The following is a 16,603-nucleotide window of genomic DNA, read 5'->3' on the forward strand; positions in this document are numbered from 1 at the left end:
GGATTTAGAACAAATTAGGAATTTAAAAGCTTAGCGTAGTAACGCAATCCACCACCGGGGACGATGATTGAGTCCTCACGTTTATCCGGAGTAATATCTCGCATTTCTCCTGCCATAAGCTGCAAAATGTCCTTTTCCTGCATTTCCAGCAACCATTCGTTAAAATCAGAACGGCTAATGCGATCGCCAATCTCTCGTCTTATCCGATAAATTGGCACTAAATGATTCAAGTTATAGTCACGGTTAAGCTGCTCGTAAACTTTTAGCGTTACTAGCTTAAACTCGTCGTAAGATGCGATCGCTTTACCAACATTAGGGTTTGCACTTTTCACCCCATTAGTCAATGCAGCTTGAAAACTAACCACACTGTTTGTCTGACTTATCCACTTCAGTAGTGCATTCGCTGTCCAAGTTCCGACAATAGTACCTTCAAATTTGAAATTCGGGCTTTTTAGACCTTCACCCAAAACCTCTAAACCTTTGGGAGATACTAGAGAAAAGCCTGTTTTCGAGATAGCGATCGCACCCTGTTGTTGCAATTCGTTAAAAACACCCTGATAGTCTGCTACTTTCTTGGTTTTTGATACAATACGCTTAGTGAGTTCGCCTTTCTTCACTTCTTGCTTTGCTCCACCTAAATCCCACAATGCGAGAAGGAGACGAGTAGTTGCTTGAGTTTCCATAAGTTGTAAGCTTTGTGACTGTCAATCAATGATTATCTTCGCCAGAACCAGTATAGTTTTGACTCTAAGCTTTTCACTGTTGGGGAAATACTGAAAAATCTCAAGTAGTTTCTTACCTATTACCTGAAGTTACTTACGTAGAGTTCTGTATATTTCCTGTGGACGAAAACAGCTTCTTTCAAAGGCAAGATGGATCTCTTAAGAAATTACATCATCATTGCACTCATACTGTTTACCTGTGCTGTTGTAGACGGAGCGGCAATTGTTCTTACACTATGCCATTGGAAGCAGCAGGAATTCAATACTGTTGTTGCAACAGCAGGGCATTTAGCAAATGCAGGACAATTGAAAAAACACTATGAACATAAATTTCTCAGGGCGCAAACTTACTTCTTTTCCAGTTGCTGTTTTCCTTTCGGCATTACTAACAGTCCCAGTTCTTAGTAGCTGCGGTGGTGGAAGCCCTCAAACTAGTGCGCCACCCATTGATGATACCGTTAACGGTAGAAATGTGAATTATCCAGGTCAAGCAAATCCACCACAAGAAGCAAGAAGGGGATTATCAACAGGACAGAAAGTAGCGATTCTGGCTGGTGCAGCTGCTCTTTACTACCTCTACAACCAGCGCAAGAATGCACAGGGAACAGGACCCCAAGGCAAATACTATATATCTAAAAACGGGCGTGTTTACTACCGTGATGCTCAAGGTCGCGCTCATTGGGTAACACCTCCATCTGAAGGAATTCGAGTTCCGGCGTCTGAAGCCGAACGGTATCGGGATTTTCAAGGCTACAACGGACGCAATACGGGTCGCACTTTAACTGACGTAGTTCCACAGGAAGTTTATTAAGGGATTTTCAATCAGTAGATTCTTCATCATCAACCATAGAAATGAAAAGGAGATAGGTCATCATGGTAGACGACTTTTTAAAAAGAGCAAAGGATTTGTTTGTTGGATCGGATGAAGATAACCGTCAGGTACGTCCTGCTAATGAAGACCCATACGGCGATCCAGCTGACCAAGAATATTATGGAAATAATCCAGTAAATCAAGACCCTTACGGTGACCAATACGGGCAATATGGCAACGCTATCCCAGCAAGTCAAGACCCATACGGCGACCCAGCTGATGTTTACGGGCAGTATGGTAATGCTATCCCAGCAAGCCAAGACCCTTACGGCGATCCAGCTGACCAAGAGTATTACGGCAGCCCTATCCCAGCAAGTCAAGACCCATATGGCGACCCAGCTGATGTTTACGGGCAGTATGGTAATGTGATTCCCGCAAGTCAAGACCCATATGGCGACCCAGCTGACCAAGAGTATTATGACGATCGAAGGAATCAGAACTACCGTTAATTCTCGATATACCGGTCTTTAATGACTGCGTAAAAATATCTAGAGCATCGGTACAATAATACCAAAAACCTAGAGACTAGCCATGCTAGTCTCTACACATAGAAGGTCTTCTAGTTGGGGTGTAAACGATTGCCAAGTTTAAATTGTTAAGAAATGTAAATATTTTAAAAATTCTGCGTAAACCCATAAGATATCAACGATAAATCATGGTTGACAACGATTAAATTCAATTTCCTTTCATGTATCAGAAAATACTATCCAGAAAAAGTATGCGCTTATTACTGATTATGAGCACTTGCTTAGCGCTACTTCTGGGATGGAATGTACTTGTTATGGCTCTTACCCCGACAGACGCACAAGTACAACTTGTACAAACAGTGAAAAATTCCAATCAACAAAATGCAAACAACTCAGAAGAACTCGCAAGAAATCAAAAATTATGGAACACACAAGGAGTTCTCAACTACAGCTACACGCTTACCAAGAGTTGTTTTTGTCCACCTGATGCTAGAGGACCTGTTGTCATAGAGGTAAGTAATGGGAATACCACTTCTGTGACTTCTGTAAGTACTGGTCAGTCCGTCAATCGGGAATTTTTTGATAAGTACGATACGATTCCCAAACTCTTTGATGCGATCGCAGATGCAATTGCACGTCGTGCAGATAGCCTTAAGGTGAAATATGACCCCGCTTTTGGCTACCCAACTCAAATTAATATAGATTACAGCTACCAGATGGCTGATGAGGAATTGTTTCTTACAATTGAAAATTTTGCCTCCAAGTCCACAAATTCCAGTAGAGCCAATGTCTTTGAACTTAGTGGGGCTTCTGTTGAGGTAAGTTACTCTGACACAAGTGTTCTAGGAGGTCCGCGATTAAACTATCGTGACAATAATATCAATCGTACCTTCATCGGAGAGGAAATTCGCGTTCAGGAGACCGAGCTCGGTCAGTTAATTACAGTCACTTTGGAAGCAATCCCCGATTTACGAACAGTTACGTTTACCTTAATCCTACCATTGGTCAAGCCGAGTACTGCGTCTGAAAGGGTTCGCATTCAAGTCCCTGGTATTACAACCACGACTCAGACCACTATTGCAGGTCCTGGGCCTGGTGCAGAGAAAACCTATACGACAATCAATCTCAAAGGAACTGCTCAATTCATTGTCTCATAGCTGATGTTGCTACTTCCGAAGCGTCAGAAGATGACTTATCGGAGTAGGCGGTGTCACCTCGTTCCCAGGCGGAGCCTGGGAATGCCTTACGGGAGGCTCCGCCTCCTCTGCTCTAGCATAGAGTGCGAGGCGGAGCCTCGCTATGTGCGTTCCCAGGCGGAGCCTCGCTATGTGCGTTCCCAGGCGGAGCCTCGCTATGTGCGTTCCCAGGCGGAGCCTGGGAACGAGAAAGGAAAAATAGCACTACAAGTGGAAGTCCAGTCATTCGCTACAAACATCCCAAACAAACGATGAGAAGATAGCATTTGTGCAGATACAATTCAAGAACAACTATACTGATTATTTGTTGATATATACCCAAAGTAGGGTAATAAAATGAGAATTTTAATTGTGGAAGACGACGATCGCATTGCCAAGCCTGTTGCAGAAGATTTAAAACATCAGTATTACGTAGTAGATGTCGCCTGTGATGGAATAGAGGGTTGGGAATACGCGCAATCTACTCAATATGACCTTATTTTATTAGATTTGATGTTACCTAAATTAGATGGAATTAGCTTATGTAAGCGTTTACGTGCTGCCAAATCCAATTCTCTTATCTTGATGATGACAGCACGAGATACAACTACAGATAAAGTGATTGGGTTGGATGCAGGGGCTGATGATTATTTAGTTAAGCCATTTGAATTAGAAGAATTAGCAGCACGAATCCGCGCTTTATTTCGTAGAATTCCCGAAACTCGTCAACCAATATTAGTTCATGGAAATCTACAACTCGATCCCAGTAACTGTACTGCGACTTATCTAGATAACTTACTCTCACTAACACCTAAAGAATATATGATATTAGAATGTTTTATGAGAAATACCAGTCAAGTTTTAACTCGTTCGGTGATTTTAAACAAGTTGTGGAATTTCGACAAATTTTCAGGAGAAGATACAGTGAAGACTCACATAAAGAATTTGCGAAAAAAGTTGAAAGATGCGGGAGGTTCTGAAAGCTTGATTGAAACAGTATATGGTATTGGATATCGTTTATCTGACGTAAAAAAAAGGTAATGTGAATTAGCGAGCGAGGTTTCAATAGCAGTCTGATAAGTATTTATGTTTAGAGAAATAAGATATCGTTTATTGTTATCTTACATGGGAGTTTTTGCCTTAATTCTGGGATGTTTTGCCTTAGCAGTTCGTGTTGTTTTTACTCGAAGTTTAAATCAAGAATTCACAGAAAAACTGATTGATTTAGGAGAGGGCGCTGCTGCTAATGCACGATTTGAAAATGGTCATGTAAAAATAGAAAATGAATTTCCTATCCTCAACATTATCGCTCGAAAACAAGCATTACAGTGGTTCGATCCACAAGGTCATTTAATCGATCAACAGGGAGATGATGTTCTCAATTTACCTATTGTTGAGCATAAAACCATAAACATTCAAACAGATAAAAAAAATATTCAAGCAGTGACTTTACCCATTATTGGAAGTGATGATGGAAAACTAATTGGGTATGTAAGAGCAAGCCAGTCTCTCAATGATTTTTATGCAACTTTACATAAATTAGATTGGGGATTAAGTGGAGGAATTCTTATTGCAATGGTTTTAAGCGGTGTTGGGGGAATTTTGTTAACTCGTCAGGCAATGCAACCAATTGAAGATAGTTTTCAACGACTCAAACAATTTACTGCTGATGCTTCTCATGAACTCCGCAGTCCTTTAATGGCAATTAAAAGTAATGCAACGGTAGCACTTAAATATCCAGAAGGGATGCGAGAAGCAGATGTTGATAAATTTCAAGCAATTGTTAGTGCTACTCAACAAATGTCCAGTCTCACAGAAGATTTACTATTTTTAGCACGGACTGACAAAATTCCAAATCAAAAAAGGGAGCTAGTGAATTTAGCGGAAATTTTAGAGAACTTAGTACTGCAATATAAACCTGAAGCCGAGACTAAACAAATTCATTTACAATGTGCAATAGGTAATCATTTATACTTGTTAGGTGATGGCATACAACTGATGCGATTGTTTACCAATTTAGTTGCAAATGCACTGCATTACACGCCTAATGGAGGAAAAATAGAGATTAGAGCTAACCTTACAGGTTCTCATATCTTGGTAAAAGTGCAGGATACAGGTGTAGGAATTGCACCTGAGAACCTTGAAAAAATTTTCGAGCGGTTTTGGCGAGCTGATAGTTCCCGCTCGTATCATTCCGGTGGCTCTGGATTGGGATTATCTATTGTCCGAGCAATTGTCGAAAATCATGGAGGTTCAATTGCTGTTACAAGTCAGCTAGGTGTTGGTAGCTGTTTTACAGTTCGCCTTCCGGCTAGTGGAGTTTATACCAATTTAATATGAAGCTGCACATTATTTTTACCCCTCCTAACCTCCCCGATGCATTCTACGGTGTACACACAAGTCGAAATTACCCCACCCTAGCCCTCCCCGATGGATTGGGGAGGGAACAAGAAATCTAGTTTCCCCCTTTATAAGGGGGATTAAGGGGGGTAAGGAGAGATGCCACAGATGAAGATTTTTTATTTTCATTTGAATAAAAAAAGTTGGGTTTAATCAAGAGAAGAAACCCAACCTAAATAACATGTGGGACGAGAAGTTCTCTATAATAGAGAAACTTCTCTAGCAAGAGGAGAATCAACCGAGGTCATGAAACCAAGCTATTTTTTACTTCATTAGAAAAAATTGATATAATTACTAAATTTACTTCTTGATAGGAGTGGTTGGTTTTGCTACTACATTATTATCTGATGCTCCTTTGGTAGTTGTTTGTTTGAGATTTGTCGGCTTGCGAGATTGGATATGACTTGCAGGTTTTTTAGAGTTTTGTTGAGATGTCTTTTTCTTTAGGGACTGTTGTGTATTTTTATGAACAGCATTGACTGCTGTACTTGTTTTGTCGTTTTTTGAGGTTGGGGTTTGAGCTTGAGCAGCAAAAGCACCTTGTGACATTACGTTAAGACTCAAAAGACTCATTAAACCTAGAACCAAAACATTTCTAGTTGTACTTTTCATGGTTCTCAAAACTTCTCCGTCATCTGGGTTTGTTGTCTTGATATGCTTAATGTAGAAGGTAAAAGTGAAGAAATCGGAAAGATTGAATGGCAAATCCCAAATTTTTTATATCCCTCGTTTTGGTTGCTATTTGACACTCCACTCAAAATCTTCCCAAGTTCTTGACAAATTTTGTATATCTTGGGGCTTTTACCCAAACAGTCATCACCATGAGCACTTCAATCAAAACTCTTCTCACAGCTTCATTGTTGGTTGGTTTAGGCATAGGTGAGTTATTAAGAACGAATGATGCAAGCAAGCCTCCACAACCTGTTGCCATTATGCCCCAACACGATCGTAGTTTCTTAACTGCTCAAAATAGAGCTAGCACATCCTATCTCAACGAGGTTGCAGAAAAACCATATTCATTCAGAAAAACCAAACTTGAACCCAACAACTCCCCTCTGCCTGTTTCTTTAAGGAAGGTAAGTAAATACAGTGAAATAATATACACTATTGTTAAAGCAAAAGATTGGGAAAACGCTACAGATAATATCTTTTTGTTAGAAGATGCAGCACAGGGTTTGAATACCGAAATCAACGGTGAAAAATTACTGCTCCCAACGCTAAATACCAAAATTGCGTCCCTGAAAGCTACTATTACGGATAAAAATCACTTAGCGGCAATGCATCATGCCAATCAAATAACTCTGATTGCTGGTGCGATCGCTACACACTTTCAGCAAAAAGTTCCCATTGAGGTAACACAACTCAACTACTACGCTCACGAGTTAGAAATTTGGGCACCGACAGGGAACAAAGCTTGGTTGCATAAAACTGCCAATCATATGCGTCGTACTTGGTACACAGTACGTCCTGCGATTTTAGTTCGTGGAGGAATTGCTCAAACACACAAGTTCGATGGGTTGATAAACCGTCTTGAGATAGCTTCTTCAGCTACGGAGTACAGTCATCTAGCTCCTCCTTTGCTTCAAGAGACGGACAAGCTTGAGAATATGTTTCTCACAACCAAGTACGCAAATCCCTCTGCACCAGTGCTGTAAAAATACCTAACAAAGTTGACAAACCTTATCAAATATTTCATCTTAATTGGCCTTTCTGATACACCCAAGCATAGACGACCGAACTGGCGGCTACTATATTGATTGGGTATCTAGTAGCAATTAGCTAGACTACAGCGCACACCAACTGGGAATCAGCACAGTTCCCTTGGCATCAGGCAACGGCAACCACGCCACACAACCCGATGCCAAACCAGGGTGTTTTAGTACCACAGGCTTTTTAAACTTGCCGACTAGATATTTTAAGGCGATGTTTCTAGCGGCGTTATCCCCAGAGTCATAAATTTTCCCCTCTGGAGTCTTGACCAACTTTCCTAAACCTCTCTCGCTCCACAAATATAAGTTTAAACTTCCGACTTGAGAACCACGTAGGCATTTCCCACCCAGAAACGCATCAGTGATTGAAGTGTAAGCAGGGTTAATGCGTGTTGTATAAATCGAATAACGTGCCAGCGCTTTGTGTTCAGTTCGTTTTTGAATTTTCTTTGCTATCCAGTTTGAACGCTTGATATTACTCCGATGTGAGTATTTACCTTTGAGAGCTTTTAAACTTTTTAAGTTTTCAAAAACGATTAACTGACACTGATATTTTAGAGCGAACTCTACAAGAGTATTTGAGATTTTTTCAATCAAATCTTTCTCAAGATTTTTGATTCGCTCCCACAAAGTCGCACACATTCGCTTTGGCGGTGAATTCCCTAACTCTGTATGCGTATTCGTGAGCTTTTTAGCTTTGGCAATTAGTCCTAGGTAGCGCTTCCTAAGATGAGATAAGCGATTGTTTCCTTGAAGGCGAAGAGTGGTTATTTCTTCAACAACGCCCGTATCTTCGTACCCTTCTAGCACCTTGGCAACGACGATTGGGTCGGATAAATTTAAATCGATGCTGAGAACTCGGAGTTTGCCATAAGCTTGAATCTGCTCATCTAATTTCCCCTGACTTGGAGTGAGTTTTTGAATCACCCAACATATGTTAAGTTTCCCATTTGATATCATCAGTGACATTGTACTTTTTTGATACCCCGATGGTAATTCTCGACACTTGTAGAGGAATTTTTCTTTCACCCAACTTGATCCAGTCCACAGCTTTACAACTATAGAGTCGCCTGTATCTTGCCCAAACATCGAAGAGTAAAACTGTGTCGGGAAGTTAGTTGATGTCGGTAATGTTGGCGGTTTTCCTGCTTTCTTTTTGAGTCGAGTTTTTTTCTTGAGTGTTTTAGCTTGATTTGCTCTCTCAATGCGTTGTTGCCAACGTTTTAAATTACTATCATGAGATTTAACAATGCCGAACGCTTTTTTGATGGCAGCACGTCTGAAATCTTTGGGAACATCTTTAAAAGGTATCGGATGTGGCACCTCAGCCCGTTTTTTATTTGTAATAGTTAGAGATTCATAGACTTGGTATAAATCTGATACGGATACACTCAGGCATTTTTCTACATCTACTCCCATCACCTTCACATAAAACATCACAACTGAATTAAATAGCTTTTGTGTTGCCTCTACATAACCAGGGTGTTTTGTTTCAATTACACCGACCATGGCTTCATTAATCAAGAAATGTCCCTTCTGTTTTCTGAGTGCCACGCTATTATCACCTCCTGTGTTCATACTGCTTTGACTGTATAAATTTGATTTTTTCTCATGAATCTATCTCATTTTACACCGATTAGCAAAGAAAACATAATAGATATTTACAATTCCACGATCATCTCCAATATTTTACTACCTCAACTCAGTCATGCTTTTGTTTTACATTTAAGATTTATCACTGTACGTTCGCTCATTTTTGAAGGGTGAGAGGAATTAATGTCTGACTGGGTAAGGTTTCAATACGATTGTGAATCTACTAAAACCCAATTCGTGTATTACATGGAATCACCTAATTTCCTTCCTTCCATGTAATACACGGTAAGGATTGGTTGTAAATATACCTATAGTGTAAGACACAAGTTACATTCTATTCTTCACCAATTTCACGTTAAACTTACGGTGTAATACACCGAATCAGAGTCATGTTGAAGCGGGACATTCAAGGCAAGTTTGCACTTCATGACGATGACTATCGTCAAGTGCGCTCAGTCAGATTAACTGATGAAACCTGGAAGGCTTTGGGGATTGCTGCTGAGTGCTTGGGTATGAGTAGAGCGGATTACTTGGAAAAGGTAATTAAGGGTAATGTCAATCCAAGTAATACACGGGAGAAAGAACCGATAGATCAAGCCAAAGCTACTGTTGTTGAACTTGCGACTACGCCACGGCAGGAAGCAACACTCTTAACTTTACGTGACCAAGTTTTACGACAATTAAAATTAGGTAAGCAAGCTCCTAGCTATAAAGCAGCACTGAAAGCCCTCAATTATTTTATTGCGGCACTCTCAAGCTAGTATACGTAACAATCCGTATTTGCCAACATGATTAGCGCAGAAAAAATAATGGAAATAACTTCTCTTGCGTATTGACGATATTCCTGTGATAGTGGAGTGGCTCAAACAGATGGATCTAGCCAAATGTATTGACCAAAAACTGAGTGAACCACAGGTCAATCACAAAGGGCTGAGTTACGGTCAATTGGGTGTATTGTTATTAACATACATCATTACCCAGTCAGACCATCGGTTGAGTGCCGTGGAACCTTGGGTGCAAACACATCGAAGGATTTTAGAGTTAACTACAGGGTGGTCAATAGGAGAAAAAGATACTACTGATGACCGATTGGCAAGGGATGTCGTTGAGCTAGGGAAGCAGTCACACGCAAGAGTGGAAATTGAGATAAAGCTAGGACGGCATCTAATTCGTGCCTACGAATTGCCAACTGTTGTAGCACGAGCGGATACAAGTAGTTTTAGTGTGAATCATACTCCAGGAGATTCAGTTGAAGAAAACCTACTGCGTTATGGCTATTCCAAAGACTTTCGCCCAGACTTGTTACAGTATCGTCAATTATTAGCAACCCTCGACCCAATGGGAATGCCATTGGTTAGCGCTACCCTTGAAGGGAATGGAGCCGATGACCCATTATATTTTCCCACTTGGGAAAAAATGGTGAAAGTGATTGGGCATAAAAAGTTCGTCTTTATTGCCGATTGCAAAGCAGGTTCGATTGCAACTCGCGCTCAAATTGCAGCAAATGGAGGTATTTACTGCTTCCCTGTTCCCATGAGTGGACAACACCCTCAATATCTTCAGCAATGGGTACTAGATCCACCTACAGAAAATGTGGAGATTCGTTTACCAAGGGCACGATGAAGAAGAACCTGCAGCGTCCAAGGGTTTTGAAGTGGAGTTAGGTAAGTTTTGGTTCAACGAAGAAACTAACAAGTGGGTACGTTGGCATGAACGCTATTTGGTAGTTTATTCTGCTAGCCTTGCAGCATCTGCTATCCGTGGTCAACAGCAACGCATCAATAATGCTCAAACGGCTCTCAATAAATTAGCAGCCAAACCAGGAGCAGATCCACAAGCACTAGCGCATAAAGTAGAAAACATACTTGAGCGCTATCGTGTCAAAGATTTTTTCCAGACCAGAATTACAGAACAAATCATTCAACAAACTCGTTATATCGGACGAGGACGACCATCCAAAAATTCTCCAACTGAAGAAGTAACCAGTATTTGTCTTCAACTTCATATCCAACAAGTTGATGACGCGATAAAAGAGGCAGAAACGTTGGCAGGGTCCCCGAACCCTAATTTTGCCACTTTCAGCAATCTTTCCAAGTTCTTTACAATTGCTTCTTATTGTTAGAGACGCAAATTTACAAGATGAAGAACTGTAAAACCCAGACATTTTTAGCTTATGAAAACTTCAAAGCATAATTTTCAAGATCGCTTGAAATCGAACATTGGCTCTACCGCAAATAACCATGTGAATGGACGTAACAGGAAAAAACCGATGACTTACCTGGGTTTAGCATTGGTTGTAGCCGGAACAGCAATTACAGTTACAGGTATGCACCCACTGCAAGCACCACAAGCGGCACTAGCAGTGACTCAAAATCCACCAGATAACTTAGCAACCGCTCGATCTTCTAACTTTATTACAGAAGTTGTCGATCGCGTTGGTCCTGCGGTAGTACGGATTGATTCAACTCACACAGTCAAGCATCCCACATCTGATATTTTTAACGATCCCTTCTTTCGGGAATTTTTTGGTTCTGAAGTCCCCTCTCCACCATCCAAAGAAATTGTTCAAGGAGTTGGTTCTGGTTTCATCTTGAATTCTAATGGTGAAGTTTTAACCAACGCTCATGTGGTTAATGGCGCAGATACAGTCACAGTCACCTTGAAGGATGGGCGTAGTTTTAAAGGTCAGGTGATGGGAGCCGATCCTGTTACGGATGTTGCTGTTGTTAAAATTAAATCTAATAACTTACCTACAATCCCTTTAGGGAACTCCGAGCAACTCAAACCAGGAGAATGGGCTATAGCTATTGGCAACCCTTTGGGTTTGGATAATACGGTCACGGAAGGTATAATTAGTGCTACGGGTCGCTCTAGTTCTCAAGTAGGAGTTCCGAGCGAGCGAGTTAACTTTATTCAAACTGATGCAGCAATTAATCCCGGTAATTCAGGCGGACCCTTGCTCAATTCCCAAGGACAAGCCATCGGTATAAACACGGCTATTATTCAAAATGCTCAAGGTTTGGGCTTTGCAATCCCAATCAATACTGCCAAACATATTGCCAATCAATTAATCGCTAAAGGTAAAGTCGAACACGCTTATTTGGGTGTTCAAATGGTTACGTTAACACCAGAGTTAAAACAACAAATTAACAACAATCCTAATGCTCCTCTGAGTGTTGACGAATCTCAAGGTGTTTTAGTCGTTAAAGTTGTTCCTGAATCTCCTGCAGCCAAAGGCGGAATTCGTGCAGGTGATGTAATTGTGAAGGTAAATAATGAATCTATAAATAAAGCGGACAAGCTGCAACAAACTGTAGAAGAGACATCTATTGGTAGCAATCTACAATTAGAAATTCGGCGTAACGGTCAAACTCTCAATCTTGGTATCAAACCAGGTGCGTTACCCAATACTCAGCAAGAAGGATAGATTGAGTCATAGCAATTAGGTGTGTATGCTCTAAACATTAAGTTTGGATAATTTAGCATAAATTTCTTCAATAAAGGTTTACTTAAGCATGTCTATCTCAACATCACAACCAAGTTCTACTCACCACGCCACACAAAATTCATTTTCTCACAAAACCGATATAGTAGGCACTTTTCTTCGAGAGATAGGACGCATTCCTTTACTCACCTACGAACAAGAAATTAATTTAAGCAAGCAGGTTCAGCTTTTGATAGCTTTGCAGTCCGTGAAAAAAGAACTGACTGTTCAATTAAAACGAGAACCGACACTTTCAGAGTGGGCTATTTCAGCTCGGGTGAGTGAGTCAGGGCTGCTAGAATGTCTTAGTGAAGGACAACAAGCTAAGGAGAAAATCATTCAGGCTAATCTGAGATTTGTGGTAGCGATCGCTAAAAAGTATCAAAGGCGCAATTTAGATTTTCTTGACTTAGTTCAAGAAGGAACTTTGGGTTTAGAAAGAGGAATTGAGAAATTCGATCCAACCCGTGGGTATAAACTTTCCACGTATATTTACTGGTGGATTCGTCAGGGAATTACAAGAGCGATCGCAGATAAAGGACGCACAGTCCGATTGCCTATTCACATAACCGAGAAACTCAACAAAATCAAGCGTGTTCAGAGCGAGTTATTTCAAAAACTAGGTCGCATTCCTACCTTCACTGAAATTGCCTTAGCATTGAATTTACCACCAAACCAAATTCGTGACTATTTACTCTCTGCACGTCAACCAATTTCTCTAGATTTACCAATTGGAGAGGAACAAAATACAGAATTCCAGGAGCTACTAGAGTATAAAGGACCTTCCCCAGAAAACTATGCGGCTCAAGAATCTCTTCGCCAAGACTTGCAAAAGTTATTATCAAAACTGACTCCCCAACAACGAGAAATATTAACCTTACGTTTTGGTTTAGCAGATGGGCATGAATTTTCTCTAGAGCAGATTTGCCGACGAATGGGCATTAGTCGAGAACGAGTACGACAGATAGAAAAACAAGCTTTGAAGCGGTTACAACTACAAGGCGATCTGGTGCGCGGCTATTTAGCTAGTTAATAGGCTATAGCAATCTTATTTGAGATCCAAACAAGGGAGACAAGGAGGACAAGGAAGACAAGGAGGACAAGGAGGACAAGGAAGAGGTGTTTGTAAATCATTTAGGACTGCTATGTATAATTCTCGAAAGAATTCAAAACGATCCACACAAAATATTCCCAAGTTCTTTACAATTCCTTCCTATTTTTGAAGATGCTGAAGAACAAGAAGCTACAAAACCGCAAAGCTTAAAGATTTTTCGTGGTTTTGTTAGGAGGAACCATACACTTTTTTCAAGGAAATATATGAACAAAAAACTTGTACTGAATTTGCTTTCTAGTTCTACAATTTTTACATCACTCATGTCTACGCTAGCAGTCATTAATCCTGCCCATGCTGCTACTACAACTCAGCGATTACTCCACACTAACGATGGTCGTACTTGTATCAGTCATCCACATGGTAGCACCTCTTTTGTCTGCATTAAAGCTTCACAGAGCCAGCAAGCATCTGCTACCAATTCATCAACCGTTACTGTGGGAATATCAGACTCGAATGTAGCTATGTTGGACTTTACTGAAGAGGAAAGCAACTCTGCCATTCAATTATTTGGTTGTGACTGTCCGTATTGTATAAATTCTCTACGTCAGCTACGTGGTACTGGAAACTTAGTGTACTAGTAGTTTAACGTTCTGCGGCTAATCGTATTGCCTTGTATATCAGTTCATCAAGTTTTACAACTTTTAAGAAAGGAAAAAAAAGCAATGGATGGTAGTTTAATCCTATTCAACATTCTCAATCCGCCAGTTTTATTCTTCTTTATGGGAATGTTGGCGGTTTTGTTGAAATCTGACTTAGAAATCCCTCAACCCTTACCCAAATTATTTTCTCTTTATTTACTTTTGGCGATTGGGTTTAAAGGGGGACATGAACTTGCAGACAGTGGAATTAACTTGCAAATATCACTCACTCTCATAGCCTCTATTGTCATGGCTTCAATCGTCCCAGTATATACCTTCTTTATCCTGAGACTCAAGCTTGACTACTATAATGCAGCTGCGATCGCAGCCACTTATGGTTCTATCAGTGCAGTCACTTTTATTACTGCTAGCTCGTTTCTTGAAAAATTGCACATTTCTTACGGAGGGCATATGGTTGCAGCATTAGCCCTTATGGAATCCCCGGCGATTATTGTTGGCTTAATTCTCGTGAGAGCCTTTGCCCATAAAACACAAGGTGAAGAAGAATTCTCTTGGGGTAAAGTTCTGCACGAGGCTTTTTTAAATGGATCTGTTTTTCTACTCGTTGGTAGTTTGATAGTGGGATTGCTCACGGGGGACAAAGGTTGGGAAAAGCTACAACCGTTCACTCAAGGAATTTTCTATGGTGCGCTGACATTCTTTTTACTTGACATGGGATTAGTTGCTGCTAGAAGAATTAAAGAATTGAGCAAAACAGGCTCTTTCTTGATAGGATTTTCCGTCAGATTGAAAATTTAGAAACTTATCCCGTGATTCGTTCTAAATTACACGCAGGTCAGTTATCTCTTCATGCTTGGGTTTATGAAATAGAAACAGGACAAATAGTTGCTTACGATGCTGATAATCGTAAGTTTGTTCCTCTGAGTTCCGATCCATTTCCCGTTCCCGATCCTTTGGCTTGTTTGCAAGCTAGGTAATCTTCCAGAGAATTTATATTTTTTTGAGTAGGTAGACAAATAGAGTAAAGCTTAATCCAAACCTTGTTAGAATTTTATCTTCTATTTGAAACTTAAATAAAATTTAATCTACCTACTTTCATCATTATTTTATTTACAGATATTTTTGTGGGATTCCATTCACCACATGGATGGGAAGTCATTCTAGAAAGCATGGCAAGTCATTTAGGTATTCCTGCAGATAGAAATATTATTTTCCTTTTCATTGCAACATTTCCTGTAATTCTGGATACTATCTTCAAGTATTGGGTTTTCCGCTATCTGAATCAGATATCACCTTCAGCAGTGGCAACACTCAAAAATATGAATGAGTAAAGAAGCAATTGCGGCTAAAACCTAATAACTCTCTCTTCTCTTACCTCTGCGTACTCTGCGGCTGGGCGGTTAAAAAGCATACTTTTGAACTGCAGAGGCGCTGAGAGCGCAGAGAGTGAAGATGAGGAATTGCCGCCTGAATCAAAAAACTTCTGGGACCCTAAGTATGTCACATTTAGAAAAGTATAAAAAATTTCTACAACTCAAAAATTACTCCTTGGGGTACTGGTAAGAATGCGGATTTCTTTACAATTTCCTTGAAGTTGTGATTAATTAAGCATTCTTCAAGGAGGCTTTACAGTGCAAACCCTAAATTATATTAACCGACCTATCTTAAAACGAGGTTCTACTGGTTTAGCAGTGGAAGAGTTACAAGAACTTCTGAAGAAAAGAGTTCCTATTCTTGATTGTATCGATTACTTAGATGTTAACGGTATCTTTTGCAAAACGACTGAAGTTGCTGTCAAAGTTTTCCAGTTTCGCGTTTTTCTAGACGATGATGGTATTGTCGGTTTAAAAACGTGGCAGGCTCTTGACCTGGGTGAACGCCTAAACTTACCACTATTGCGTTACGGTAGCTATAGTAAGGATGTTGCTATGGTTCAAAATGTTCTTAAATTTAGTCCCATCGTTCAAGATTACATGGGTTTTAACGGTTATTACTTCGGGGCTACTGATGGCAAATTTGGTGTAAAAACCGAACAAGCCGTAAAAGCATTCCAAGAAGAAAAAGAATTATTGGTAGATGGAACGATTGGTGCTAACACGTGGAAACAGATGATGCATTTAGCAGGTATTATTAGCAACCTTTATCTGTAAATATGATAGGCTCGAAGTGATAAATCTTGCTGATTATCTTTATCTTAAAAGAGTCTTATATTACAAACAGAATTTTACGTAGCGCTCTAAAATTTCTCTGTAGTAATGTTTGCTAGTTGAACACAAGAATTTGGAATTTACAGATCCTGAAAAAATATATGACTACAAACAATCCCATCCGGAAAAATCCTCTCCCACTACCAGCAACTCTAGCACGTCGCAACAAGCCTGATGTCGATTTAGGTGCGATCGCTAGAAGTGCATCAGTGCAGACAAATTTACTTGCTAAGATTACCAGACCGCGATACGTATAAATTCT

The 16,603-nt window shown here is 40.2% G+C and carries 17 protein-coding genes and 3 pseudogenes; 17 read left to right on the forward strand and 3 right to left on the reverse strand.

Translation table 11 applies throughout. The features are described 5' to 3' along the window. Positions 1–14: 14 nt before the first annotated feature. Positions 15–683, reverse strand: coding sequence for a hypothetical protein (locus F7734_RS07055; RefSeq protein WP_155744007.1), 669 nt, complete (start codon positions 681–683; stop codon positions 15–17). A gap of 358 nt (positions 684–1,041) precedes the next feature. Between F7734_RS07055 and F7734_RS07060 the strand changes: the two genes are divergently transcribed. The 5 genes from F7734_RS07060 (at position 1,042) to F7734_RS07080 (ending at position 5,575) form a co-directional block, all read left to right on the forward strand. Then, positions 1,042–1,533, forward strand: coding sequence for a hypothetical protein (locus F7734_RS07060; RefSeq protein WP_155744008.1), 492 nt, complete (start codon positions 1,042–1,044; stop codon positions 1,531–1,533). Between the two features lie 62 nt (positions 1,534–1,595). Beyond that, positions 1,596–2,042, forward strand: coding sequence for a hypothetical protein (locus tag F7734_RS07065; RefSeq protein ID WP_155744009.1), 447 nt, complete (start codon positions 1,596–1,598; stop codon positions 2,040–2,042). A 332-nt stretch (positions 2,043–2,374) separates the two neighbouring features. Beyond that, entirely contained in the window at positions 2,375–3,217 is an 843-nt protein-coding gene (locus tag F7734_RS65970; RefSeq protein WP_207714036.1) for a DUF6174 domain-containing protein, read from the forward strand. Positions 3,218–3,592: 375 nt separating this feature from the next. Next, a complete protein-coding gene (locus F7734_RS07075) occupies positions 3,593–4,276 on the forward strand; it encodes a response regulator transcription factor (protein WP_155744010.1) in 684 nt (227 codons plus the stop codon). 45 nt (positions 4,277–4,321) lie between these two features. Beyond that, positions 4,322–5,575, forward strand: a complete 1,254-nt coding sequence (locus tag F7734_RS07080) for an ATP-binding protein (protein WP_155744011.1) — start codon at positions 4,322–4,324, stop codon at positions 5,573–5,575. 360 nt (positions 5,576–5,935) lie between these two features. Here F7734_RS07080 and F7734_RS07085 read toward each other — a convergent pair whose 3' ends face one another. After that, positions 5,936–6,247 carry a hypothetical protein gene (locus F7734_RS07085; RefSeq protein WP_155744012.1) on the reverse strand — a complete coding sequence of 104 codons (312 nt, stop codon included), beginning with the start codon at positions 6,245–6,247 and terminating at the stop codon, positions 5,936–5,938. Between the two features lie 209 nt (positions 6,248–6,456). Between F7734_RS07085 and F7734_RS07090 the strand changes: the two genes are divergently transcribed. After that, on the forward strand, positions 6,457–7,290 hold the full coding sequence (locus tag F7734_RS07090) for a hypothetical protein (RefSeq protein WP_243146736.1): 834 nt from the start codon (positions 6,457–6,459) through the stop codon (positions 7,288–7,290). Positions 7,291–7,419: 129 nt separating this feature from the next. Here F7734_RS07090 and F7734_RS65975 read toward each other — a convergent pair whose 3' ends face one another. Beyond that, positions 7,420–8,898 (reverse strand): IS200/IS605 family accessory protein TnpB-related protein, encoded by a 1,479-nt coding sequence (locus F7734_RS65975; protein WP_166481775.1) that lies wholly within the window; start codon positions 8,896–8,898, stop codon positions 7,420–7,422. A 428-nt stretch (positions 8,899–9,326) separates the two neighbouring features. Between F7734_RS65975 and F7734_RS07100 the strand changes: the two genes are divergently transcribed. The 11 genes and pseudogenes from F7734_RS07100 to F7734_RS07145 all read left to right on the forward strand — a co-directional run bounded on the left by F7734_RS07100 (position 9,327) and on the right by F7734_RS07145 (position 16,598). Then, entirely contained in the window at positions 9,327–9,698 is a 372-nt protein-coding gene (locus tag F7734_RS07100) for a hypothetical protein (protein ID WP_155744014.1), read from the forward strand. A gap of 64 nt (positions 9,699–9,762) precedes the next feature. Continuing rightward, positions 9,763–10,560: a hypothetical protein gene (locus F7734_RS61745; RefSeq protein ID WP_207714037.1), complete on the forward strand. Its 798-nt coding sequence runs from the start codon at positions 9,763–9,765 to the stop codon at positions 10,558–10,560. Next, positions 10,529–11,059: a hypothetical protein gene (locus F7734_RS61750; protein WP_207714038.1), complete on the forward strand. Its 531-nt coding sequence runs from the start codon at positions 10,529–10,531 to the stop codon at positions 11,057–11,059. Before F7734_RS61745 ends, F7734_RS61750 begins: the two co-directional genes overlap by 32 nt. Positions 11,060–11,110: 51 nt before the next feature. Further along, positions 11,111–12,364 carry an HhoA/HhoB/HtrA family serine endopeptidase gene (locus F7734_RS07110; protein WP_155744015.1) on the forward strand — a complete coding sequence of 418 codons (1,254 nt, stop codon included), beginning with the start codon at positions 11,111–11,113 and terminating at the stop codon, positions 12,362–12,364. Between the two features lie 88 nt (positions 12,365–12,452). Then, positions 12,453–13,454 (forward strand): RpoD/SigA family RNA polymerase sigma factor, encoded by a 1,002-nt coding sequence (locus tag F7734_RS07115; RefSeq protein ID WP_155744016.1) that lies wholly within the window; start codon positions 12,453–12,455, stop codon positions 13,452–13,454. A 284-nt stretch (positions 13,455–13,738) separates the two neighbouring features. Further along, complete coding sequence (locus F7734_RS07120) at positions 13,739–14,113, forward strand: hypothetical protein (protein ID WP_155744017.1); 375 nt, start codon at positions 13,739–13,741, stop codon at positions 14,111–14,113. A gap of 84 nt (positions 14,114–14,197) precedes the next feature. After that, positions 14,198–14,917 (forward strand): annotated as a pseudogene (locus F7734_RS07125) (sodium-dependent bicarbonate transport family permease); the annotation flags it as partial. Next, positions 14,917–15,111: pseudogene (locus F7734_RS07130) on the forward strand (carbonic anhydrase); the annotation flags it as partial. The pseudogenes F7734_RS07125 and F7734_RS07130, both read left to right, overlap by 1 nt. A 117-nt stretch (positions 15,112–15,228) precedes the next feature. Continuing rightward, a pseudogene (locus F7734_RS07135) lies at positions 15,229–15,465 on the forward strand (proton extrusion protein PcxA); the annotation flags it as partial. Positions 15,466–15,765: 300 nt separating this feature from the next. Next, positions 15,766–16,284, forward strand: coding sequence for a peptidoglycan-binding protein (locus tag F7734_RS65980; RefSeq protein WP_166481776.1), 519 nt, complete (start codon positions 15,766–15,768; stop codon positions 16,282–16,284). A gap of 158 nt (positions 16,285–16,442) precedes the next feature. Continuing rightward, positions 16,443–16,598 carry a hypothetical protein gene (locus F7734_RS07145; RefSeq protein WP_155744018.1) on the forward strand — a complete coding sequence of 52 codons (156 nt, stop codon included), beginning with the start codon at positions 16,443–16,445 and terminating at the stop codon, positions 16,596–16,598. Positions 16,599–16,603 lie beyond the last annotated feature (5 nt).

Source organism: Scytonema sp. UIC 10036 (assembly GCF_009725235.1).

Excerpts from the sequence above, each read along its gene's own strand:
- F7734_RS07100 (WP_155744014.1), top strand. The coding sequence starts at position 9,327 with ATGTTGAAGCGGGACATTCAAGGCAAGTTTGCACTTCATGACGATGAC.
- F7734_RS07060 (WP_155744008.1), top strand. The coding sequence starts at position 1,042 with ATGAACATAAATTTCTCAGGGCGCAAACTTACTTCTTTTCCAGTTGCT.
- F7734_RS07120 (WP_155744017.1), top strand. The coding sequence starts at position 13,739 with ATGAACAAAAAACTTGTACTGAATTTGCTTTCTAGTTCTACAATTTTT.
- F7734_RS07080 (WP_155744011.1), top strand. The coding sequence starts at position 4,322 with ATGTTTAGAGAAATAAGATATCGTTTATTGTTATCTTACATGGGAGTT.
- F7734_RS07115 (WP_155744016.1), top strand. The coding sequence starts at position 12,453 with ATGTCTATCTCAACATCACAACCAAGTTCTACTCACCACGCCACACAA.
- F7734_RS07090 (WP_243146736.1), top strand. The coding sequence starts at position 6,457 with ATGAGCACTTCAATCAAAACTCTTCTCACAGCTTCATTGTTGGTTGGT.
- F7734_RS65970 (WP_207714036.1), top strand. The coding sequence starts at position 2,375 with ATGGCTCTTACCCCGACAGACGCACAAGTACAACTTGTACAAACAGTG.
- F7734_RS07145 (WP_155744018.1), top strand. The coding sequence starts at position 16,443 with ATGACTACAAACAATCCCATCCGGAAAAATCCTCTCCCACTACCAGCA.
- F7734_RS07110 (WP_155744015.1), top strand. The coding sequence starts at position 11,111 with ATGAAAACTTCAAAGCATAATTTTCAAGATCGCTTGAAATCGAACATT.
- F7734_RS07085 (WP_155744012.1), bottom strand. The coding sequence starts at position 6,247 with ATGAAAAGTACAACTAGAAATGTTTTGGTTCTAGGTTTAATGAGTCTT.
- F7734_RS07075 (WP_155744010.1), top strand. The coding sequence starts at position 3,593 with ATGAGAATTTTAATTGTGGAAGACGACGATCGCATTGCCAAGCCTGTT.
- F7734_RS07065 (WP_155744009.1), top strand. The coding sequence starts at position 1,596 with ATGGTAGACGACTTTTTAAAAAGAGCAAAGGATTTGTTTGTTGGATCG.
- F7734_RS07055 (WP_155744007.1), bottom strand. The coding sequence starts at position 683 with ATGGAAACTCAAGCAACTACTCGTCTCCTTCTCGCATTGTGGGATTTA.
- F7734_RS61750 (WP_207714038.1), top strand. The coding sequence starts at position 10,529 with ATGTGGAGATTCGTTTACCAAGGGCACGATGAAGAAGAACCTGCAGCG.